We start from the raw sequence: 20,964 nt of genomic DNA, 5'->3' as shown, positions 1-20,964 counted from the left end.
TCAAGGTCGTGGACTACGCGGCCCTCACCACACTGCGCGAGCGACACCCCGCCTGGCGGCTGTTGCGCGCGGGCAATGCCGCGCTGGTCCTGTCCTTCCTCGGCCAGTTCTTCGTCGAAGGCAACCGCGGCGCATGCTCGGCCAGTGTGCTCGCCGACGCCCTGGACGACCACCTCTACGCCCTGAACGTCGACGAGGTGCGGTACCCGAAGCAGCCCCGCGCGTATCTGGAGGACTGGGCCGCGACCGACGCCGGATACCTGAGGCGGTTTTACCCGCCCGGCGACGATGAGGTCCACTACGAGGCCACCCCGGCCTTCGAGAAGGCCTACGCCTGGGTGCACAACCTGCAGGGCAGGTCCTTCGTGGGCACCGAGTCCCGATTGCACACGGTGATCGCCCTGCTGCGCCAGATCGTGCAGGGCACCGAGACGGAGCCCGCGGTCCGGCTGGCCGATCTGCGCCGCCGCCGCGATGAACTCGACGCCGAGATCGCGGCGGTCGAAGCAGGGCACGTCGCCATCTTGGACGCCACCGGAGTCCGCGACCGCTATCAACAGTTGTCGACCACTGCGCGCGAGTTGTTGTCCGACTTCCGTGAGGTCGAGGAGAACTTCCGCCTGCTGGACCGGGCCGCTCGGGAAAAGATCGCCGCCTGGGATGGATCCAAAGGAGAACTGCTGGCCGAACTGATCGGCAGTCGCTCCGAGATCGCCGGCTCTGACCAGGGGCGCAGCTTTCAGGCATTCTTCGACTTCCTGCTGTCCGAGCAGCGCCAAACCGAGCTTGCCGACCTGCTCGCCAAGGTGACGGCTCTCGACACTGTTGACGCCGACGAGCGGAGCCACAGCGTCAAAGGCATCCACCATGACTGGTCTGAGGCTGCCGACCGCGCCCAGCGCACCGTTCGGCAGATCTCCGAACAGCTTCGCCGGTTCCTCGACGACCAGGTGTGGCTGGAGAATCGGCGGGTGTTGGATCTGGTGAGGGCCGTCGAGGCCGCTGCCCTCGATGTCCGCGACACCCCGCCGTCGTTCGGGCTCGAGGTCGATGAACCGGGCATCGACATCGCCCTGCCGTTCGAGCGGCCGCTCTATCAAACGCCGGTCGCGGTGGCCGTCGAGAGCCGTATCGCCGACGGCACCGAGAACGTCGACGCCGACCTGCTGTTCACCCAGACCTATGTCGACCAGGTCCGGCTGGCCGAGACCATCCGCGCCGTCCTGCCCGAGAACTCGTCGGCGCTGCTGTCCGACGTCATCGCTGTGCATCCCATCGAGCAGGGCGCCGCGGAGATCGTCGGCTATCTGGCCCTCAACGACGACGACGTCAGCGTCGACATGGACGACACCGATGAGACCGTGCTGGACTATCCCGACCCGGCCCATCCCGACGTCACCAAGCGCGCCCGGCTACCGAAGGTGACGGTGCGACGGCACGGGGCTCAACGAGCATGAGCAACGAACGTGCCGTCGCCGCGGCCATCATCCGACTCATGCAAGGCGTCGTCTACCGCACCTCCGACGAGGACACCTGGCTGACTCTGGAACGGCTGGGCGCCGGTGTCCGCGACCACTTCTCGACCATCGGCGTCGACGTCGTGATCGACGACACCGAGGGCTACGCCTACCTGCGCTCACGTCCGGAGGAAGACGGTGAGGAGGCGCTGCCGCGGCTGGTGCGCCGACGTGCCCTGACCTACAACGTCAGTCTGCTGCTGGTGTTGCTGCGCAAACGGCTCGTCGAGTTCGAGACCGGCGGCGGAGAGGGCCGCTTGGTGTTGAGCACCGAGCAGATCGTCGAGATGCTGCGGCTGTTCCAGGCCGACTCCACCAACGACGCGCGCGTCGTCGACCAGGCCGAGACCACCGTCAAGAAGGCGGCCGAACTCGGCTTCCTGCGGCAGCTTCGTGGCCAGCGCGACCACTGGGAGGTACGACGCATTCTGAAGGCCTACGTCGATGCCCAGACTCTCAACGATTTCGCTGCCAAACTTCGCGAGTACGCCGGAGCGGTCACCGACGATGAGTGAACCACATTCCGAGGCAACCGAACCCGGGGCCGGGTACCGCCTGCAGTACGCCGAGGTCTACAACTGGGGCACGTTCGACGACCATGCCTGGCGGTTCACCCCCGGCACCGACACCGCGCTGCTGACCGGCGACATCGGATCGGGGAAATCGACCATCGTCGACGCGCTGACCACCTTGCTGGTGCCCGCGCACAAGGCCGCCTACAACAAGGCCGCCGGCGCCGACGCCAAGGAGCGCACCCTGCGCTCCTACGTCGAAGGTCACTACAAATCCGAGCGCAACGAATCCACCGGTAGGTCCCGTCCCAAAGGACTACGCGAGAACAAGCGCAGCTATTCGGTGATTCTCGGGGTGTTCCGCAACCATGGACACGACGAGACGGTCACCCTGGCTCAGGTGTTCCAGCAGCGCGAGAGCACGGGGCAGCCCTACCGGTTCTTTGTGACCTCCACCAAGGAACTGTCCATCGCGACCGACTTCGCCGACTTCGGCACCGATCTGCGCGAACTGCGCAGACGGCTGCGTGCCGCCGGGGCCGAGATTTTCGACGAGTTCCCCAAGTACTCCACCTCGTTGCGCCGACTGCTCGGCATCCGCTCGGAGCAGGCCCTCGAACTGTTCCATCAGACCGTTTCGATGAAATCGGTGGGGAACCTCAACGATTTCGTCCGCGATCACATGCTCGAACCGAGCGACTCGACTGAACGCGTCCGCGAGATCATCGGGCATTTCGAGGATCTGACGAAGGCGCACGACGCCGTCAAACGCGCCCGCGAGCAACTCGAGGCGCTGCAGCCGATCGTGGACACCGCGGCGAAATACGACGCGGCACTCGCAGAACGTGCCGGGTTGGAGCTCGAGCGCGCGGCCGTCCGGCTGTTCATCGCCGAACTGCGCTCCGGGTTGCTCACCGATGAGATCGCGCGGCTGGAAGCCGACGGCGCGGTGCTGTTGACTCAGCGGGACACCGCCGAAGCCGAACAGCGCAAGCTCGGCCACGAGCGGGACTCCCTGATCGAGGAGCGCGCCACGGCTGGCGGTGACCGTATCGGTGAGCTGGAGCGACTTGCCGACGAAGCCCGCGAGCAGGCGAAAATGCGAAGCCAGACAAAGGCTTTGTTCGACGCCGCAGTGGCGGACGCCGGACTGGAGCCCGTCGCCGATGGTGATGCCTTCGCCGCGCTCGGTGCCGCGGTTGCCGCCGAACGGCCCCGGCTGACCAGCGAGAAACGCGAGCTCGACACCGCGACCGTTGATGCGATCGGACGCGAGCGGGAGCACCAACGCAGGTGCGATGCGATCGCCGAGGAGGTCGCGAGTCTGGAGCAGCGCACCGACAACCTGCCTCAGGAGCAGGTGGTGGTGCGGGCCGAGTTGTGCGCGGCGCTGGGGTTGACGCCGGACGACCTACCGTATGCGGGTGAGTTGCTCGATGTCTATGACGAGCATGCGCGGTGGCGGGGTGCCGCAGAACGTGTGCTGCGGGGGTTCGCGCTGTCCTTGCTGGTGCCGCAGCGGCACTACGACGCCGTCACCGCATGGGTGAACGGGCGCCGGCTCACCGTCGGCGGCCGCGGTGCCAAACTGGTCTACGAACGCGTCCCTGCGCACCGGGTACGGCTGCAGCCGACGGCACACGACGGGCTGCTGCTGGCCGATTGCATCGAAGTCCGAGACGGGCAGTTCGAGGAGTACCTGCGTGCCGAGCTGATGAAGCGTGCCGACTTCCGATGCGCAGTAACACTCGACGAGTTCCGCAACGAGCGACGTGCCGTCACCCGCGAGGGCCAGGTGCGCTCGGGGGACCGGCACGAGAAGGATGACCGGCACCGCGTTGACGACCCCAGGCGTTGGGTGCTGGGCTGGGTCAACGAGCGCAAGATCGCCGCGATGCGTGCCGAACTGGCCGAGTTGGAAAGCCAACGTGACGAGGCGGCGGCCGAAGCATCCCGGCTCGTCGGCGAACGGGACGCCGTGCAACATCGGCTGGATGCGCTTCGGAGTGTCGAGGGGTTCCGCTCGTGGGTCGAACTCGACGTCGGCGATGCCGAGGCGCGGGCGAAAGCCTATGATGCCGAGAGGGTTCGGCTTCAGGCCGGATCGACTCGGCTGGCGGAGATCACGCAGGCGCTGGAGCGCAACGCCGAAAACGCAGTCACGGTAACGGACCTGATCAAGAAGCTCACCGGCATGTTGGCGACCGCGCAATCGAGAATGAATCAGGCACAGCAGGAGCGAAGCCGCGACGACGAATTCGTCGCCGCGCAGGCACCGGATCACCGGGAGAAGGCCCGTGCGTCGTACCCGGCTCTGACTGCGCGGCTGGCGAACAACGAGCCCGTCCGCGCGACGGACTGCGCCGCCTCCGAGGCGGCATTGTCCGATGACCTGCACCGGCGCATCGAGCGGTTGTCAAGTCAGCTCAACGGGCACGCACTCAACCTGACCCAGCACATGACGGCAGTCCTGAACCGATGGCAAGAGCTGCGGGCGGACATGGACGTCAATGTCGAATCCCGAGCCGACTTCCTGGCCTTCCGGGAACGGGTCGCCACAGACGATCTGCCCCGGTTCGAGAGCGAGTTCAAGGAACAACTGAACAAGAATGCCATTCAAGAGCTGGCTGGGTTCAACAACTGGCTGGGCCGGCAGGCGTCGGCCATCGACGAGCGTGTCGACCGCATCAACGACGCCCTGGGCGCGGTGCCCTACAACCCGGGCCGATACATCAAGCTGGAAAAGGAACCGACCAGCAATCAGGATGTCGCGCAGTTCCGTTCCGATCTCCGTAATCTCACCAACGACACCCTCACTGTCGACGGCGACCAGTACTCCGAGCAGCGCTTTCTGGACGTGAAGCGGATCATCGAGCGTTTCCGGGGTCGCGACGGCTACGCCGAATCGGACAAGAATTGGACCCGCCGCGTCACCGACGTGCGTAACTGGTTTGTTTTTTCGGCTTCCGAGCGTGATGTCGACACCGATCTCGAGTGGGAGCACTACAGCGACTCCGACGGTAAGTCCGGCGGGCAGAAAGAGAAGTTGGCCTACACCATTCTCGCGGCATCGCTGGCCTACCAGTTCGGTCTGGAGTGGGGCGTCGAGCGATCACGCGACTTTCGCTTCGCCGTCATCGACGAGGCTTTCGGGCGGGGCTCGGACGTATCCACCCGGTATGCGCTCGACCTGTTTGCGACACTCGGCCTGCAGCTGCTGATCGTGACACCCTTGCAGAAAGTGCACGTCATCGAGCCATATGTGAAATCGATTGGCATCGTGGACAATCCGACCGGCACCTTTTCACGGTTGCAGACGATGACCATCGAGGAATACCGGGACCGACGAGACCGGCCACGGTGACTTCGCGCGGGTGGACCACGGTCGGGGATATCGTCGCCAGGCTGAGGCGGCGATGGGACGACGGTTCGCTGCTGACAAGTCACGCCAAGGCGGCACCGTTTGAGCCGGTCGAGGTGCCGCTGCGCGGTCCCACACCGGCCTCGATCGGCGATGATATTGCCGCCGTCCGAGAGTGGGTGGCCGCGTTGGATGCCGGGCGGCGCGACGACACCTGCTATGAGCTGGAGTGGAAATCGGTCGGCGGCAGGAAGTTCGGCCGAAATGAAATACCCGCCCGAGCGGTGCTACGTCGACGCGAACAGGTGTGGGCCCTGCTCGGCGTCACGGGCACAGTGCGTCGTTTCGACGACCTTCTGGAGGTGTCAAGCCGGCAACCTCGGGTGCGGGAATGGATCACCGAGCATCCGCACCGTGCGTTGGCGCTGACGCCGCAGATGCCGCAGCTGATCGCAGCCTACGAGTGGCTCGACGCGCACCGGCAGTCGCGACGCTATCTCCGTGAGATCAGCGCACCCGGTGTGGATACCAAGTTCGTGGAGCGGCACCGACCGGAGTTGGCGGCGATGCTGGGAGTCGCGGCGTCCTCGTCAGGGTTCGTCAGCGGCCTGGGGTTGCGGCCCAAACCTGCTCTGGTCCGGCTGCGGCCGTCGCCGTCGCTGGGCCTTCCTGCAGCGCTGACCGAACTCGCGGTGCCCGCTGACGAACTCGCCCGACTTCATGTGCAGTCACGGGTTGCGGTCATCGTCGAGAACGAGATCAGTTATCTGAGTGTGAAGGTCCCGGACGATGGAATAGTGCTGTGGGGCAGGGGCTTCGACGTCGACAACGTCGGCCGGCTGCCGTGGCTGGGCGGTGCTGACGTCGTGTACTGGGGAGACATCGACACGCACGGGTTCGCGATCCTGGACCGGTTGCGGGCGTGGTTGCCGGAGGCCCGTTCAGTGTTGATGGACCAGGAGACCTTGCTGGCGCACCGCGACCGGTGGGTGACCGAAGACCGCCCCGCGCGCTCGGCGCTGACCCGCCTGACGGTTGACGAGTGGGGCCTCTACACGGATTTGGTCGAGGGGGCACTGGGCGATCGGGTTCGCCTTGAACAGGAGCGGATCGACTGGAACTGGGTTGAGCAGCGGCTGTATTCGGACCACTAAAGGCGTTCGCATCCGCTTCGCCTCGTCACAGGATCTCGTCGGCGTGACGCCACCCGAGTGCGGTCAGGACCGTGTCGATCGTGGCCAACGGCTGGCGAGCGGGGCCGGAGACCAGGCCGGCCACGTGGGGGAGCCCAGTGTGATGCCAGCAGCGAGTTGAGCCACGATGCGTGGACCGTGTATCGCGCTGTTGTCATAGAACGTCGCCTCGTCCGCGCGACTGGCGGCGGTGGCGACTAGATCCCAAAGCCGTTGATAGCGTTGGCGAATCTTGGATTCGGGTACGTGATGACCACCGGCTTTCACTCTTTGTCGGACACGGAGGACGGCAAGCTCTTCCGGGATCAAAACCACATGCAGGATCACCGTGTAGTGCGCGGCGCGGGCGGCGTCGAGCAGTTCAAGTTTCGATGGGTGTGAGAACACAGTCTCGGCGATGAAAGACTCGCCGAGTGCAATGAGCTGTGCGTGTGTGGCCGCGGCGATCCGCGCCGCCTCGTAGCTGTGCCCGGCAGGGTCGTCGGGCCAGCGTCGCCTGGCGATCTCGTCGGCGTTCACGTACAGGCTGCGCGCTAGCAGCGGCGCGAGGGTCAACTCGATGAAGGTGGACTTTCCGGCGCCGTCACACCCGACGACGAGGTCGAGGCGCTTCACCGAAGCGAAGCATTCGTGATCTCAGCGAGAAGCTGCCTCACGCGCCGCGGTCCAGTGGCACCGAACTGCCGTCAGGTGCGTACTGAACGATCTCTCCGTTCTCGTCGAGCGCCACCGTGGTGACCCCGCGCGCGCCCAAGACCGCGCCGTAGTCGGCGCTTGCGAGGTGTTCCTGGATCGCTGCGGCGATCTCGGCGTTGACGACGACACCCTCTTCGTCGGTCAGATCCCGTAGGGGAACATCGCCGGCAAGGGCGGCTTCCACCCGGCGGCGGGCAACGCTGTGCTGACTGGACACCGCGCGCCCGACCCGTGCCCAGTGGTCGAGCTGCTGTTTCGCCGACCTGCTTTGACGTGCGCCTTCGGCGGCAGCGCTGTCCATCAGGTCCGCGGCGACCCGAGTCACCCGATCGGCTGTGTCGGACATCGAGCTCCCCGCAATGTAGCAATCCGATACGCGTGTAGCACAATGCTACACGGGCACGTTCTCGATCGGGACGGCCTTACAGCAACCCCAACGCCGTCCGGAGCCGGTCCGGGTTCATCCCGTGGCGGCCGGCGTCGGCGGGAAAGGAGTCCAGCAGCCGGATCAGGTCGGGACGGCGGGTCGGGTCATCGGCGGCCTGGCGTGGGGTGTGCCCGTCGAGCGCCGGGATCGATTCGTCGAGCCACTTGGCCTCGTAGTCCAGGATCATCGCATCGAGCAGCGCGGCTATCTCTGGATCGTCCGGCTCAATCGCGCCCCGCGCAGTCGCGGGCATGCGCGCGGCCATCGCACGCGGGTCGTCGACGCGTTCGCGGGTGCCGTCGAGAATGCGCATCGCCGGGTCGAGGCGCTCCACGGCGGCCAGCACCCGGTCCATCCGTTCCTCGCTGTTGGTCTCCACCCGCAACGTCTCGCCGTCGAGCACCAACGTCGCGCGGATGCGCTCCATGCCGTGCGTGGTGACGTGCTCGAACCACTGCGGCGGCTCAGCGTCCTCGACGCGGTCGTAGGTGTCGTCAAGCGCGGACTGCAATGCCGCCGAATCGCTGACGCGGATGATGGCTTCGCAGATCATCAGCGGGTCGCCCTCGGTGTTCGCCAGCGTCGGCGGAGCGAACCGGCGGCTCAGAAACGCGACGAGGCCCACCGGGTCGGGGCCCTCGTCGAGCAGCGCGATCAGTGCGTCTCGGTGATGCAGCGCAACGGGTTCCAGCCCGCCGAAGAACTGGGCGGTATCGCCGCCGGCGGGCAGCACCCGGGTGCAGATCAGCTGTCCCGCTGTGAGTTGACGGCTGGCGGTGCGCTCAAGAACCTCGTGGATGTCACCGGTGCGGACGTCGCGCACCGTCACCGCGTGGCCGGGGCGCACCTGCTCGACCTCGAACAGCGACCGGTCCACCAGCAGCCACTGCTCGGCCAACAACCGCTCGTCTTCGGGCAGCAGCGATCCACGGACAGCCAGGAAGTCCTCGAACGCGCCGCCCTCGAACAGCGCCGCGTCGATCAACAACGGGTCCGCTGTCTCGTCGGGATCGTCGTGATATTGGTGGCGTTCGTAGTCCAGTTCGACGATCAGGTCGCGCCATCCGCTCAACAGCGCGTGCTGTGCGGCCTTCGCGTACAGCCACCCCACCCGCTCCGGCAGCGACAACTGCTCCCTTCCGAGATGGCACTTCTTGTACTTGCGGCCCGACCCGCACCAGCACGGTTCGTTGCGGCCAACGTCGGGGCGCGGCTCGGCCCGAAAGCTGCTCAGCATCGCCAGCAGCGGATCGTCCGGGTCGGCTCCGGCGCGGCGAAGCAACGCCAACCCGCGCTCGACGTCACCGCGGTCGGACGCGAACCGGGCCAGGTCGTACAACGGTAGCGGCCAGTCGGTGTCCATCGACTCGGCGGCCAGCAGCTCCCGTTCGGCGGCCTCGATGTCGCCGATGCGTTCCAGTGCCACCGCCCGCAGCCAGCGGAACGCCACCCGCGCGCGGCGCGGTACCTGAGGCTCCAGCGTCTCGGCGAACAATCCCAGCGCCGGGGCGCCATCGGGATTCCGGCCCAGCGTTTCGGCCACCAGTACCTCGGCCAGCCGCGGATCGGCAAGCTCAGTGCCGAACTCGGTGACCAGCTCCCGGTACCCGCCGAGGGTCGGCGCGGGCGCGTCGTCTGCGACGGCGTCCTCGTCTGCGTCGTCGGCGAAGTCCTCGCCCGCGGGCACCATCGTCATCAAAGCCGACATCTGCTCATAGACCGCCTTGAGCGTGCGCACGGCGAGCGCGTCGTCTTCGTCGAGGCCGTACCGCCTGCGCAACACCTCGCAGTCCAGCTCGAAGCGCCACCGGTCGGCGTCGAAACCCGCGGGTGCGAGCAGGTCTCCGCGGCGCACCAAGCCGTGGTCCTCGGCGATCTCGGACAGCGGCGGTGCGGGATCGGTGAACAGCGCCGGATCCGCCGCACAGGCGGTCCACACTGCCGAGTCGAAGGACACCGGCTCGTCGGGGTTCAGCGTGGCGGCCAATGCGGCGCCCGCCGCCGGCGACGGATCCGCGGTGACCCGCGTCAGGGTGAGCCCCTCGGGCGTCAACCGCAAACCGAGCAGGTCGCCGTCGACGATACCCACGTCGCGCAGGGTGCCCGGCGGCAGCACCAGCGCCCCGCCGTCGTCGACCAGCTCCGGCGGAACGCCCCGCTCGTCGAGGACATTCTCGTCGAACGCCGGCAGCGCGACGCTTATCGGCGAGCCGTCGGCCAGCCGCGCGTACTGCTCGAATTCGCACAGGTGGGTGATCGCGTCGAGGTCCGGGGTGACGATCAGGACGTCGTGGGCCAGCTCCTCGGCGCCGACCCGGTGCGTAAAGATCCGACCGGCCAGCAGCGCGGGCAGCCACACCCAGCGATCATCAACCAAGGGCGCAGCGGGACAATCGATTTCGTCCAGTAGCTGCGGGAGCAGATCCTCCGGGTCCGCGACGCCGACCTCTCGCAGGCGATGCGCGATGTCGTCGTCGCGCAGGGGGCCGTGCTCGATCAGGATTGTCGAGAGGGCTTCGATGGGGTCGAGGTGTGCTGCCACGCGACCACGGTATGCGATTGCACTCGTGCCGCGCTGCTTGCTCCGGAACTATTGATGCTCAGGTGAGTGCTACGGATGCTCTACGTTCGCCGTATGAGAGAAGTGCTGAGGGGTCGCCACGGTAGAGGAGCGCGCCGACCATAAGCAGCGCCACCGCTACCGCCCCGACCGCCGCCCAGGCGATGCCAACCCTCCGACGTGATCAGCGCGCACACCGCCGGGGTGCGAACGGACCTGATGGTCAAAGATCGAGGATGCGACGAAGTCCCCGGTCGACTTCATGCATCGAGCTCGGCGGGACTTCCCCGGCCCGATCCGTGAGATCCCGCTTGTTCAGCGTGACGAGCGCCGTCACGTTGACAACTGAATCGCGTGAGAGCCCAGTCACGACGGCAGGCAAGAACACATTGCCGGGCATCGCCGCCAAAGCTGTATTCGAGGTGATCACCGCCGCGAGAACTGTGGCGAGGCGGCTGGCGTTGTACGGATCGGACTGGATCACCAGCACCGGACGGCGCTTGGCTGGCCGGCTGCCGGACGGCGCTCCGAGGTCAGCCCAATAAAGCTCCCCGCTGGTGATCACCACTCATCGTCCACGACGCCCAACACGTGATGTCCGACGGACACGGCGACGGCCTCCGCCTCGTCGGTGCCATCAAGGCGTTCCAGAGCATTGTCGATCTGACCAGTCAGCGATCGGGCGTCCAATTCGTCCAGGTAGCGCTGCGCAGCGCGGGCGAAGAACTCGGATCGACTCATGCCGAGGTCACTCGCGGTCCGAGAGACGCGATCGAATGTCTCGTCCGAGAGGGATATGGCTGTCTTCATGACTGGAGTATAACCTGGTATAACCGCGTGTGGTGCCCTCGGATCGACTCCGCGCTTACTCACGAAGTGCGACCGGTCTGGCGGACCACCAGTTCCGGTTCGAACACCGGGTGGGCCGGTTCGCGGTCCGGGGTCTCGGCGGCAGCCATCACACCAGATCGCCGGCGCGGTCACGGTCGGCGACGCGGCACCAGCCGTTCGAACTGCGTCACGTGGCCCGGCTCCAGTTGGTCCAGCGAGTTGGCCCCGAGCAGCCGCATGGTGCGGGTGATCTGTTCGGACAGAATCGTGATGGCCCGGTCGACGCCGGGCTCGCCGCCGGCCATCAGGCCGTACAGGTAGGCGCGGCCGACCAGGGTGAACCGGGCCCCCAGCGCGATGGACGCGACGATGTCCGCGCCGGACATGATGCCGGTGTCGACGATGGTCTCGGTGCGCCCACCCACGGCGGCGGCCACGTCCGGCAGCAGGTGGAACGGAATCGGCGCGCGATCGAGTTGGCGGCCAACGTGATTGGACAACACCAGGCCGTCGACGCCGAGATCGGTCACTGCGACCGCATCCTGCAGGGTCTGAATGCCCTTGACCACCAGCTTGCCCGGCCACTGGGAATTGATCCAGGCCAGATCCTCAAACGTGACGGTCGGGTCGAACATCGTGTCGAGCAGCTCGGCGACGGTGCCCGACCAGCGGTCCAGCGACGCGAACGCCAGCGGCTCGGTGGTCAGGAAGTCGATCCACCACCACGGGCGGGGGATCGCGTTGAGCACGGCTTTTGCGGTCAGCGCCGGTGGGATGGACATGCCGTTGCGCTTGTCGCGCAGCCGCGCCCCGGCCACCGGCACGTCGACGGTCACCAGCATGGTGTCGAAGCCGGCGGCCGCGGCGCGCTCGACGAGTGCCATCGACCGGTCCCGGTCCTTCCACATGTAGAGCTGAAACCAGTTGCGGCCGTGCGGGTTGGCCGCCTTGACATCCTCGATGGACGCAGTGCCCATGGTCGACAGCGAGAACGGGATGCCGGCGCGGGCGGCCGCGCGGGCACCGGCGTATTCGCCCTCAGTCTGCATCATCCGGGTGGACCCGGTGGGCGCGATGCCGAACGGCAGCTCCGAGTGCCCGCCCAGGATCGTCGCGCTGGTGTCGACCTTGGACACGTCCCGCAGGATCGACGGATGGAACTCGATGTCCTGGAACGCCTGTCGCGCCCGGGCGAGGGACAGTTCGGACTCGGCGGAGCCGTCGGTGTAGTCGAACGCGGCCCGCGGGGTGCGGCGCCGCGCGATGGTGCGCAGGTCCCCGATGGTCAGCGCCCGATCCAGCCGGCGTTTCGTTGCGTCGAACTCGGGCTTCTTGAATTGCATCAGCGGCGCGAGATCCTTGACGCGGGGCACGCGTCGTTTCATCGGAGCACCTTTCGCGTCGCCGATGCCAGGCGGGCCGTCCGCGGGACGTAGCGTTGCAGGGGGAAGCTCTTCGCGACCCTGTGCCGCAACGCTTCCAGCTCGCCGGAGATGGCGGCGTGCGCGCGGGCTGCGATCAACACGGTGCGTCGTGTCATCGGGACCCGCAGCTCGGCCAGGTTGGCCCGGTACCGTCGCGTTCGAACTGGCGGATCGTCTCGCTCAGCAGCCACAGGCCCATCATGTTGTGCAGGTAGCGGGTGCGGCCGTCCGCGCCCACTTCACTGGTGAAGTTCGCGAGCCGGCCTTCGTCGCTGAGCACCGGGCCCGGCAACTCCACACCGAGCAGAGCCCATGTCCCGCGGGAGATGTGGGCCGCCGATGCGGCGTCCATCGGGACGGCGACCACGGCCGACGCGGTGTCGTGCGCCGCCGCCGTGGTCACCGACGTCCCCGCTGGCAACCCGAGCGATTCACAGAGGTCATCGTCCCACGAACCGTCGGTGTTCAGTAGCCCGGTGGTGGACGCGTTGGTGCGTTCGGTCACCTCGCGCCCGGTCAGCCAGTATCCGGTCAGGTGGGGATCAGCGGCGCACGCTCGGCCAGCGTCAGCAGGTCACCGCGGCGGTCCGCGGCGAGCTCCCCCTAAGCCGTGCGCTTGCGGTTGAACTCCCGCGCGAAGGTCTCTGCCAGATCCTGCGCTCGGCGGTGATACTCGGCGCCGTCAAGGGTGTTGTCGCCCAGTGCAAATCGTGACGCGACGCGGGCCAGCGCGTCGGCACCCTCATTGAGGGGCTCACCCTGGTGCCCCTTCACCCACACGGGCGTGATCCGGTCGCGGTCCTCGTGGATCATCCGTTGCGCGCGAACCAGTCCCGGCGTCTTGCCACTGGTTCGGTAGGCCGAGTAGCCCTCCGGCAACACGTCCTCACCGGCCATCCACCGCTGCACCATCGCCACCGCGAGCTTGCTGTCGCTGAGCACCGTGATCTCGTGGCCGCGCAGCTTCTGTACCGCGGCCCCGATCGCGCGCAGCTCCGCGACCAACACCACCTTCGGGCCGATCAGTTTCGTCGAATGCCGGAAGCCCTGCAGGCCGTACTCGCCCGTCGACGCGAGCCACCCGTAACCGGTGAACTTGCCGCGCACCGAGCCGTCCGTGGCGACGCACACCGGATCTGCCGGCGACGCCTGACGCAGTCCCGCGAAGGCTCGCCGCACCAGCTTCTCGTCGGAGAGCCTCGGCCGTTCGATCCAGACCCCGGGCATCAGCAGCGTGACCTCATCGCGCATTGCCCACAGCACGCTGCGCGGCGGCACGTGCAGCAGGAACCGAAGTCGCTCCGCGCTGGATGCCTCGCGGACGCGGGCGATGACGTCGAGCAGGGCGGTGTCGACCGACTCGGCCTCGACGGTTCCGGTCCAGCGCTGCTCGTCGCCGCCCGCGGCCGAGTACCGGAACAGGGATTCGCCGCGTCGGGTGACGGCGACCGCGACGGAAACCATCGGGCGCGGCCGAGCCGGCAGGATGTCGATCCTTCGCGAAGTGGCCACGGGTTTCGGTGCCATATCCGTCTCCTCCCCTGGTGGATAGGTGTGATCACACTGTATGGGGGAGGTCTGACAAGTCGGGCTGCCCGACGCATCGAGTTACTCCATCATGAGGCTGCGCGCCTTGCGCACGAGCGCGGTAACAACGTCCAAGCCCGGGAACTTGTCTCCCAGCGGCATCCTTGGCAGAGCGCTATGGCCGAAACAGACGTGGGGGCTGCCGCTTTGCTTGCCCGCATGCCAATCCACGACCGTGGGGTCGATCTGGCCACGACGTGATAGACCGGCACGAAGTGTTGGCCCGCAACAAGCGCCCATATCCGAGGACGACCCATGGCCACACTCGACGCCGTCGCCGGATTGACCGACATCCGCGTGTGAGCCGGCCCGGGTGACGGCCGTCGTCTCATGATGCACGGCGGATGACGAAGCGCGACAAGAAGACTCCTGACGACACGACCGTGGCGGACATCGTTCGCAGCGCACTGGCTCGATCCCCTCGGTCAAGGCTCGCCGGGCCTTGGATGTCTGGAAACGACTCGGGCTGATTCGCTACGCCGCCTCTGCTGGAACGTGCTTGGGAACTTCGCACCGCTGTGACAGCGTACGACGCGATGTACGTCGCTCTTGCCGAGAACCTCGACCGTGCCCTCGTGACGGTGGACTCTGGGCTGTCCGGAGCCAACGGACCTCGGTGCGCAATCACGGTGGCTCCGCGCCGACGAACTCTGAACACCATCTGCCATCGGTACCGAAATCAGTACCTTACTTGGTACCATGTCCGTTATGCCCGCTCTGAATGTCAACTTCAGTGACGAAGAGATGGAACAGCTGCGCACCGCGGCGGCCGCGGGGGAGCTGTCCCTGCGCGCCTTCGTCCACCGCGCCGCTGTCGATGCCGCCAGCGATCACAAGCGCCGCGTTCGCGAGGCCGCACGGATCGTCGCCGAGCGCAGCGCAGAGCTCAATCGCCGCCTGGCGTGACGGAGTATCTCGACCGCGAGGACGTCCTCGTCGCTGGCGCAGCAGCGGTCGGCATCGAGGTGCGGGTGGCTGATTACGGCCTGCTAGACGCGGCGGTGGCGCGGCCGCAGGCCACCGCCTTCGGTATCGACGCCTATCCGGATCTGTTCACCAAGGCGGCGGCGTTGCTGCAATCCCTGGCGCGCAATCACGCCCTGGTCGACGGCAACAAGCGCACTGCATGGGCCGCAGCATGGACCTTTCTCCACATCAGCGGGGTCGAGTTGGCCGCGGACTTCGACGTCGACCACGCCGAGAACTTCATGAACGACGTTGCTACCGAACGAGATCTCGAGCTCGTCACGATTGCCGGAACGTTGCGGGGATACGCGCAAGGCTAGCGGGAGCAGTCGGGAGATCGAGGCTCAGACTTTCGAGATACGCTGCGCCACTTCGCCGTACCGTTCAAAGCGTTCGGGATCTGCCAGCGCGTTGTACAGCACGATGCGCGTCGCGGTATCGCCGTAGCGGTCCAGCAAGGCATCGGCCAACCCGTCCCATGTCGACTCGGTCGCGAACGCCGCGATGTGCTCGTCCGTAATGCAAGCCGCCATGCCGGCGTAGTCGCCCGCCTTCTGCTTCTCCCGGATCCGCGCGGTGGTGCCCTCGAACCCGGCCTCGTCCCAGATGAACGCATAGTTCGGCGTGCTGCCGTAGAAACTCATGCTGGCCCGCACCAGCTCCCGCTCCCGATGCCGCTCCCCGTCGGTGTCGCCGACGATCGTCATCACCGGCACGATCACCGCGATGTCTTCCGACGAACGGTCCGACTTCGCTGCCCCCTCAGCCAGTTTGGGCAGAACATGGCGCGCGATGTATCCCGGCTCGCCGAGCGGATGCACATGAATCCCGTCGGCCACCTCACCGGCCATCCGCAGCATCCACGGGTTGACCGCGGCGACATCGACTTTCGGGTCGGGCGCATCGATCGGGCCGGCGCTCCACTGGGGGGTGATGAAGTCCAGGTCGTAGAACTCGCCGTGATGGTCGAGCGTGCCGGTCCGAAACGCCGCGAAGCACGCCTTCACCGCCAGCACGTAGTCCCGCAACCGCGGGCCGGGATGGGTGAACTCCGTGCCGTAGCGCCGCACCACGTGGGTGCGGACCTGGGTGCCCAGGCCGAGGCGGAAGTTCCCGCCGGTGGCCTCCTGCAACTCCCACGCCGTCGCCGCCGTCACGAACGGACTGCGCGGAAACGCCACCGCCACCCCCGTCGACAACTCCAGACCCGGCGCCGCCAGCGCCGCGGCCGCAACATTGAGGTACGCCGTGCGGCCCGTCTCGGTGAACAGCATCCCCGAGAAGTGCGCCGCCTGCGTCCGTCGGGCGAGGTCGCCGGTCTGCTGCAGTGGCTGGGGCGTCGTCATCACGTCAACGTGCACGGTCGCACCCTACGCCGGTACGCGTATGGCGCCGGTCAGATCGGCCCAAGACCGCTGACGCAGGGCACCCCTAGCAAACTCAAAGGACTCGGAAGTGTCACACCGATCTGGAGTAATAGAACAGTGGAGCAAACACTGACCGAACGCCTGCACATCATCGAGGGCAGCGACTGGAAGGATGCGGTGATCTCGCTGCTGGATTCCCGCAGCCCCTACCGGCCGTGGCGATACGGATTCGGCGAAGCGCGGATGGGCGACCCGGTCGCCATCGTGCTGAACACCGATCCGCCATCCGTCCTGACGCAGTTGGCGCGCATCGGCGCCGACGGGCGACCCGACCGCGCCCTGATCAACTGGCCCATGACGGCTCCCGGTCTGGTCGACCTGGCGACGCTGGCGGTCATCGGCGATTTCGCGCAGGGAGCTCCCTGCGGACCTCCCCGGTGTCCTCTGTCGTCGGTGCGTGCAGCACATGGCAGACGAGGGGAGCACCAGCCTGGTCGACTTCCGGTTCGCGCGGCATCCGAAATGCCCGCGATGTCGCGTCAGTCGGACGAAGAAAGCGGTCTACGGACACCTGTCGGAGCCGTTGCGTGTGCCGTGGCTCGACTACCGCGGCTGCGTGCGCACCGATCAGCACGCCTGGACCTGCGGCGTGTGCGGACTGCAATGGTGGTGACCCGGTCACCCCCAGCGGGGCAGGAAGGCGACGTCGAACCGCTCGCTCTGGCGATACCCCGACCAAGTCGGCAGGCCCGCCGGCTGCCCTCGATAGATCCCGCGGGCCGCGGCGACGACGCGGTCCCGCTGCGTCGGCCACTCCAAGGCGGTGGCGATGTCGTCCAGCACAGCGGCCCGGTCATCGGCCAGCGCGCGATCGACGAGCGAGATGGCCGGCAGCGCACCACCTTTGTCGCCGTTGCAGCGCACACAGGCCAGCACGAGGTTCGAAAGACCGTCGATGCCGACGATCGACCACGGCAGAACATGGTCGATCGGGTTGTCGGACGGCAGGTGCGTGCCGCAGTAGAAGCAGTGCGGCCCGAACACGTCCTTGAACGGCTGGCGCACGGCGGAGAGGGCGGTGCGCTCCCGGCCGAACAGATGGCCTGCGACGTCCGGCACCTCCGCGTCGAGGAACTTGTTCATCCGCCGCACGTCATCCACCCACATGATCTCCAGCGTCGGCTTGAGCAGTCCGGCCAGCCGCGCGAGTCCCGCTGCGACGCCGGGCTCCAGGACGATGCAGTCGTCGTGCGCGCGGAGCGTCGACCGTGAAACATGGTCGTGCAGAAAGGAATCGTCGTAGAGGAACGGGTCGCTCGCGACCGCACCCGGCAACCGCTGCAGCCGATGCAGCGGCTGCTGAGCAAGGCACAGCGTGACGTCCTCGATCGCTCGCCGATAGGCCTGCGGTGCACGCATCCTGGCGACCTCGAGTGACGCCGGTGGTCGGCCGACGGTGGCTGCGTCACGCAACATGTTGGCAGCAAGCAGGATTCGTGCGCGCGGCTGCGTCGACTGCCGCAGCTCGTGTCCGTCGAACGGGCGGATCTGCTGCCAGTAGATCCCCAGCACACGGTGGGCCAACTCGGGGATGGGTACCGGAAGCGCGGCGGCGGGCTCTGGGGGAAGGTTCTCGACGCAGTGCTCGATGAGCGCCATCAGCGTGGCGAGTTTGTACGTTGCGGTGCGCAGCCCGCTCTCGAGGATGGCGACCACCCGCTGACCGAGCAGCAGCGGATCCGCGACCTCAGGCTCCATGGTGGGGCCACGGAGTCGAGCGTCCGGACATCACCAAGGCATTATGGCCCCGGCATGCCGTGGGGTGTCAGGATGAGGGACATGACGGTCGTATTCGTGCATGGCAACCCCGAAACCGCGGCGATCTGGGGCCCGCTGGTCGCCGTCCTCGGGCGCGACGACGTGGTGCTGCTGTCCCCGCCGGGCTTCGGTGCGCCGCTGCCCGACGGATTCGGCGCCACCTATCTCGAGTATCGCGACTGGCTCGAGGGTGAGCTGGAGTCGATCGACGGCCCGATCGACCTGGTCGGCCATGACTGGGGCGGCGGCCACGTCGTCAACGTGGTCATGCACCGCCCGGAGTTGGTGCGCAGCTGGGCGAGCGACGTCGTCGGCCTGTTCGACCCGGGCTACGTGTGGCACGACATGGCCCAGGTGTGGCAGACGCCCGGGGCGGGCGAGGAGCTGCTCGACAACATGATGGGCGGCGGCCTGCCTGCGCGCACCGAATTGATGACGTCCTTTGGGATTCCCGCCGATATCGCGGCGGCGATCGCCGAGCACCAGAACGACGACATGAAGAACGCGATCCTGGCGCTGTACCGCTCGGCCATCCAGCCCGCCATGGCCGAAGCCGGCCGCGACCTGGAGTCGGCCGCCGCCCGGCCGGGCCTGTCCCTGCTCGCCACCGAGGATCCCTACATCGGTGCGAACGACACCCGTCGGCGGGCGTCCGACCGTGCGGGCGCCCGCACCGCGTTGCTGGAGGGCCTGGGCCATTGGTGGATGGTCGAGTCCCCGGAGCGTGGCGCGGCCGCGCTGACGGTGTTCTGGGAATCCCTCGGGTAGCTATCGGCGCGGGCGGACCGCGATCAGGTGCTGCGAGACGGGCGTGCCCCCCACGGTGCTTTCGACGGCTTGCTCGATGACGAGATCCTGCCCGGTCTGGCGGGCGTGGTGCTGGTGCAGGTGTTCACCCCAGGACCGCACGATGAACGTCTCGACGAAGGTCTGCTCGCGCTCCACGCTGCGGTAGAGCCGCCACCGGGCCGCGCCGGTGCGCTGACGCGACCGGCCCAGCACCGCCATCGCCGCCAGGAACGCCTCCTCATCGGCAGCGCCGACGCGGTACTCGGTCATCACCAGCACCGGACCGTCGAGCGGTTCGGGCTCGAACACCAACGTCGGCTCCGGCCAGTGCGACGACGGCGTCAGGTCGATGTTGCCGGTCTTGGCATGCAGCGGCCACCAGATCAACGACAGCGCGCAGACACCGAGCATCGCGGCGCTGACGAGCAGGCTGGTGTCGGGCGAGGTCGCGCCCGCGAGCAACCCCCACACCAGTGACCCCACCGCCTGGCCGCCCATGAAGATCAGCTGGTAGACCGACAGCCCGCGGGCGCGCACCCAGCCCGGCAGGCTGAGCTGCATGGCGGCATTGAGCGTCGACAGACACAACAGCCAGGCCATACCGCCGAGCACCAGCGCCGCCATCACGGCCGCAAAGGAGTGCACCAACGCCAGAACCGTTGTCGCGACGCCGAACCCGACCGCGGCGACCGTCAACAGGGTGTTCTCCCCGAACCGGGACCGCAACCGGGACAAGCCGACCGCGCCGAGCACCGCGCCCACACCGAGTGCTCCCAGCAGCAGGCCGTAGCCCGACGCGGACAGCCCCAGTTGCCGGTCGGCCACCACCGGCAGCAACCCCCACAGCGCGCTGGCCGGGGCGATGAACAGCGCGGTCCGCAGCAGGATCCGTCGCACGATCGGCGAGCGGCGGATGTACCGGCCGCCCGCGTTGAGCGCGGCCAGTGCGCGTTCGGACGGGAAGTTCTGCTCGCTGGCAGGCCTGCGCCACCAGACCAACACGATGACGATGCCGATGAAGGACACGGCGTTGAGCGCGAACACCACCGTGGGCCCGGACAGCGACACCAACGCGCCTGCGATCGCCGGTCCGATGGCCCGGGCGCCGTTCATGCTCATGCTTCCCAGTGCGGCGGCCGCCGGGATCTGCGCGGGTGGAACAAGATCGGGCTGGATGGCCTGCCAGGCCGGTGCGGTCAGCGCCTGGCCGCAGCCGATCACGAACAACAGCAACAGCAGCACTGTCGGCGTGGTCAGTCCCGCACCGGTGAGCATCGCCAGCAGGCCAACGGCGGCGGCCATCGCCCCCTGGGTGGCGATCAGCAGGCGGCGCCGGTCGATCAGGTCGGCCAGCACTCCCGACGGCAGCGCCAGCAGCATCACCGGCAGCGTCGTCGCGGTCTGTACGAGCGGCACCAACACCGCCGCCCGTGGGTCGCCGACGAGCATCCACTGCGCACCCACCGTCTGCATCCAGGTGCCCAGGTTGGAGACGAACTGCGCGATCCACAGCGCCCGGAACACCGGTGAGCGCAGCGGCGCCCACGTCGACACCGGGGCCGCGGTGGTCATGGGCGCTGCCTGGGAAACGTCACCCGGTCAATGTATCGGTGGCGCGGGCCGCTATTCCGGTACGAAGTCTTCTGTCCTGAGTCGTTCGAGCGCCCGGCCATCGGCGAGCTCACCGCGGTTCTCGGGGTGCAGCCAATAGTGCCGCACCATCCAGTAGAGCGCCGCGCCGTTGGTGGCGTATCCGCTCGCGCTATTGACGACGATCGGTCTCTCAGTGTCTTTGACGAAGAACGAAATGGGATGGTGCCTAGATGAGTGATTCCAAGGGTTAGTGGTCGTAGGCGGTCAGTGATCGGCGGACGGTGGCGCCGATGGTGTCGTTGTGCCAGATGGCTGCGGTGAGC

The 20,964-nt window shown here is 67.4% G+C and carries 20 protein-coding genes; 8 read left to right on the top strand and 12 right to left on the bottom strand.

The window, feature by feature from the left end; all coding sequences use genetic code 11:
* The first annotated feature begins 8 nt into the window (after positions 1–8).
* Genes H7I57_RS12735 through H7I57_RS12720 form a run of 4 tightly spaced genes read left to right on the top strand, consistent with a single transcriptional unit; the run spans position 9 to position 6,544 of the window.
* A complete protein-coding gene (locus H7I57_RS12735) occupies positions 9–1,457 on the top strand; it encodes a DUF3375 domain-containing protein (protein ID WP_264023882.1) in 1,449 nt (482 codons plus the stop codon).
* On the top strand, positions 1,454–2,032 hold the full coding sequence (locus H7I57_RS12730) for a DUF4194 domain-containing protein (RefSeq protein ID WP_264023881.1): 579 nt from the start codon (positions 1,454–1,456) through the stop codon (positions 2,030–2,032). Before H7I57_RS12735 ends, H7I57_RS12730 begins: the two co-directional genes overlap by 4 nt.
* Positions 2,025–5,393: an ATP-binding protein gene (locus H7I57_RS12725; RefSeq protein ID WP_264023880.1), complete on the top strand. Its 3,369-nt coding sequence runs from the start codon at positions 2,025–2,027 to the stop codon at positions 5,391–5,393. The genes H7I57_RS12730 and H7I57_RS12725 overlap by 8 nt, the downstream gene beginning before the upstream one ends.
* Positions 5,390–6,544 carry a Wadjet anti-phage system protein JetD domain-containing protein gene (locus tag H7I57_RS12720; protein WP_264023878.1) on the top strand — a complete coding sequence of 385 codons (1,155 nt, stop codon included), beginning with the start codon at positions 5,390–5,392 and terminating at the stop codon, positions 6,542–6,544. The genes H7I57_RS12725 and H7I57_RS12720 overlap by 4 nt, the downstream gene beginning before the upstream one ends.
* Before the next feature lie 63 nt (positions 6,545–6,607).
* On the opposite strand, the gene H7I57_RS12715 is transcribed toward H7I57_RS12720, so the two are convergent.
* From H7I57_RS12715 to H7I57_RS12675, 9 genes are all read right to left on the bottom strand, one after another.
* Positions 6,608–7,198, bottom strand: coding sequence for an ATPase (locus tag H7I57_RS12715; protein ID WP_264023877.1), 591 nt, complete (start codon positions 7,196–7,198; stop codon positions 6,608–6,610).
* A gap of 37 nt (positions 7,199–7,235) precedes the next feature.
* The gene (locus tag H7I57_RS12710; RefSeq protein ID WP_264023876.1) at positions 7,236–7,625 is read right to left on the bottom strand and encodes a TA system antitoxin ParD family protein; all 390 of its coding nucleotides are present in this window, start codon (positions 7,623–7,625) and stop codon (positions 7,236–7,238) included.
* A gap of 76 nt (positions 7,626–7,701) precedes the next feature.
* A complete protein-coding gene (locus H7I57_RS12705; RefSeq protein WP_264023874.1) occupies positions 7,702–10,248 on the bottom strand; it encodes an SEC-C domain-containing protein in 2,547 nt (848 codons plus the stop codon).
* A 241-nt stretch (positions 10,249–10,489) separates the two neighbouring features.
* Positions 10,490–10,834, bottom strand: a complete 345-nt coding sequence (locus H7I57_RS12700; RefSeq protein WP_264023873.1) for a type II toxin-antitoxin system PemK/MazF family toxin — start codon at positions 10,832–10,834, stop codon at positions 10,490–10,492.
* Complete coding sequence (locus H7I57_RS12695; protein ID WP_264023872.1) at positions 10,828–11,076, bottom strand: ribbon-helix-helix protein, CopG family; 249 nt, start codon at positions 11,074–11,076, stop codon at positions 10,828–10,830. Before H7I57_RS12695 ends, H7I57_RS12700 begins: the two co-directional genes overlap by 7 nt.
* 170 nt (positions 11,077–11,246) lie before the next feature.
* Positions 11,247–12,482, bottom strand: coding sequence for an alpha-hydroxy acid oxidase (locus tag H7I57_RS12690; protein ID WP_264023870.1), 1,236 nt, complete (start codon positions 12,480–12,482; stop codon positions 11,247–11,249).
* Positions 12,479–12,637, bottom strand: coding sequence for a hypothetical protein (locus H7I57_RS12685; protein ID WP_264023869.1), 159 nt, complete (start codon positions 12,635–12,637; stop codon positions 12,479–12,481). The genes H7I57_RS12690 and H7I57_RS12685 overlap by 4 nt, the downstream gene beginning before the upstream one ends.
* Complete coding sequence (locus H7I57_RS12680; RefSeq protein WP_264023868.1) at positions 12,634–13,026, bottom strand: FGGY-family carbohydrate kinase; 393 nt, start codon at positions 13,024–13,026, stop codon at positions 12,634–12,636. The genes H7I57_RS12685 and H7I57_RS12680 overlap by 4 nt, the downstream gene beginning before the upstream one ends.
* Before the next feature lie 98 nt (positions 13,027–13,124).
* Positions 13,125–14,048, bottom strand: a complete 924-nt coding sequence (locus tag H7I57_RS12675) for a ribonuclease HI (RefSeq protein ID WP_264023867.1) — start codon at positions 14,046–14,048, stop codon at positions 13,125–13,127.
* A 768-nt stretch (positions 14,049–14,816) separates the two neighbouring features.
* On the opposite strand from H7I57_RS12675, the gene H7I57_RS12670 reads away from it, so the two are divergent.
* Together H7I57_RS12670 and H7I57_RS12665 are read left to right on the top strand one after the other, a co-directional pair.
* A complete protein-coding gene (locus H7I57_RS12670; RefSeq protein ID WP_264023865.1) occupies positions 14,817–15,014 on the top strand; it encodes an antitoxin Phd in 198 nt (65 codons plus the stop codon).
* A complete protein-coding gene (locus H7I57_RS12665) occupies positions 15,011–15,394 on the top strand; it encodes a type II toxin-antitoxin system death-on-curing family toxin (RefSeq protein WP_264023864.1) in 384 nt (127 codons plus the stop codon). Before H7I57_RS12670 ends, H7I57_RS12665 begins: the two co-directional genes overlap by 4 nt.
* 24 nt (positions 15,395–15,418) lie before the next feature.
* On the opposite strand, the gene H7I57_RS12660 is transcribed toward H7I57_RS12665, so the two are convergent.
* Positions 15,419–16,435 (bottom strand): TIGR03617 family F420-dependent LLM class oxidoreductase, encoded by a 1,017-nt coding sequence (locus H7I57_RS12660; RefSeq protein WP_264023863.1) that lies wholly within the window; start codon positions 16,433–16,435, stop codon positions 15,419–15,421.
* 472 nt (positions 16,436–16,907) lie between these two features.
* Between H7I57_RS12660 and H7I57_RS12655 the strand changes: the two genes are divergently transcribed.
* Entirely contained in the window at positions 16,908–17,114 is a 207-nt protein-coding gene (locus H7I57_RS12655) for an alkylphosphonate transporter (protein ID WP_264023862.1), read from the top strand.
* Between the two features lie 5 nt (positions 17,115–17,119).
* Here H7I57_RS12655 and H7I57_RS12650 read toward each other — a convergent pair whose 3' ends face one another.
* The gene (locus H7I57_RS12650) at positions 17,120–18,199 is read right to left on the bottom strand and encodes an HNH endonuclease (RefSeq protein WP_264023861.1); all 1,080 of its coding nucleotides are present in this window, start codon (positions 18,197–18,199) and stop codon (positions 17,120–17,122) included.
* An 81-nt stretch (positions 18,200–18,280) separates the two neighbouring features.
* On the opposite strand from H7I57_RS12650, the gene H7I57_RS12645 reads away from it, so the two are divergent.
* Positions 18,281–19,027: an alpha/beta fold hydrolase gene (locus tag H7I57_RS12645; protein ID WP_264023860.1), complete on the top strand. Its 747-nt coding sequence runs from the start codon at positions 18,281–18,283 to the stop codon at positions 19,025–19,027.
* On the opposite strand, the gene H7I57_RS12640 is transcribed toward H7I57_RS12645, so the two are convergent.
* Positions 19,028–20,620 (bottom strand): MFS transporter, encoded by a 1,593-nt coding sequence (locus H7I57_RS12640; RefSeq protein ID WP_264023859.1) that lies wholly within the window; start codon positions 20,618–20,620, stop codon positions 19,028–19,030.
* Positions 20,621–20,964: the final 344 nt, after the last annotated feature.

Origin of the sequence: Mycolicibacterium pyrenivorans (genome assembly GCF_025821625.1) — a bacterium.
In the GTDB taxonomy this organism is placed as follows: domain Bacteria; phylum Actinomycetota; class Actinomycetes; order Mycobacteriales; family Mycobacteriaceae; genus Mycobacterium; species Mycobacterium pyrenivorans.
This window is presented reverse-complemented; position numbering and strand designations above follow the sequence as displayed.

What these genes read in the sequence shown, in the direction of transcription:
- H7I57_RS12675 (WP_264023867.1), bottom strand. Translation starts at nt 14,048, where the DNA reads ATGGCACCGAAACCCGTGGCCACTTCGCGAAGGATCGACATCCTGCCG.
- H7I57_RS12640 (WP_264023859.1), bottom strand. Translation starts at nt 20,620, where the DNA reads ATGACCACCGCGGCCCCGGTGTCGACGTGGGCGCCGCTGCGCTCACCG.
- H7I57_RS12650 (WP_264023861.1), bottom strand. Translation starts at nt 18,199, where the DNA reads ATGGAGCCTGAGGTCGCGGATCCGCTGCTGCTCGGTCAGCGGGTGGTC.
- H7I57_RS12725 (WP_264023880.1), top strand. Translation starts at nt 2,025, where the DNA reads ATGAGTGAACCACATTCCGAGGCAACCGAACCCGGGGCCGGGTACCGC.
- H7I57_RS12685 (WP_264023869.1), bottom strand. Translation starts at nt 12,637, where the DNA reads ATGACACGACGCACCGTGTTGATCGCAGCCCGCGCGCACGCCGCCATC.
- H7I57_RS12690 (WP_264023870.1), bottom strand. Translation starts at nt 12,482, where the DNA reads ATGAAACGACGCGTGCCCCGCGTCAAGGATCTCGCGCCGCTGATGCAA.
- H7I57_RS12710 (WP_264023876.1), bottom strand. Translation starts at nt 7,625, where the DNA reads ATGTCCGACACAGCCGATCGGGTGACTCGGGTCGCCGCGGACCTGATG.
- H7I57_RS12730 (WP_264023881.1), top strand. Translation starts at nt 1,454, where the DNA reads ATGAGCAACGAACGTGCCGTCGCCGCGGCCATCATCCGACTCATGCAA.
- H7I57_RS12670 (WP_264023865.1), top strand. Translation starts at nt 14,817, where the DNA reads ATGCCCGCTCTGAATGTCAACTTCAGTGACGAAGAGATGGAACAGCTG.
- H7I57_RS12695 (WP_264023872.1), bottom strand. Translation starts at nt 11,076, where the DNA reads ATGAAGACAGCCATATCCCTCTCGGACGAGACATTCGATCGCGTCTCT.
- H7I57_RS12645 (WP_264023860.1), top strand. Translation starts at nt 18,281, where the DNA reads ATGACGGTCGTATTCGTGCATGGCAACCCCGAAACCGCGGCGATCTGG.
- H7I57_RS12655 (WP_264023862.1), top strand. Translation starts at nt 16,908, where the DNA reads ATGGCAGACGAGGGGAGCACCAGCCTGGTCGACTTCCGGTTCGCGCGG.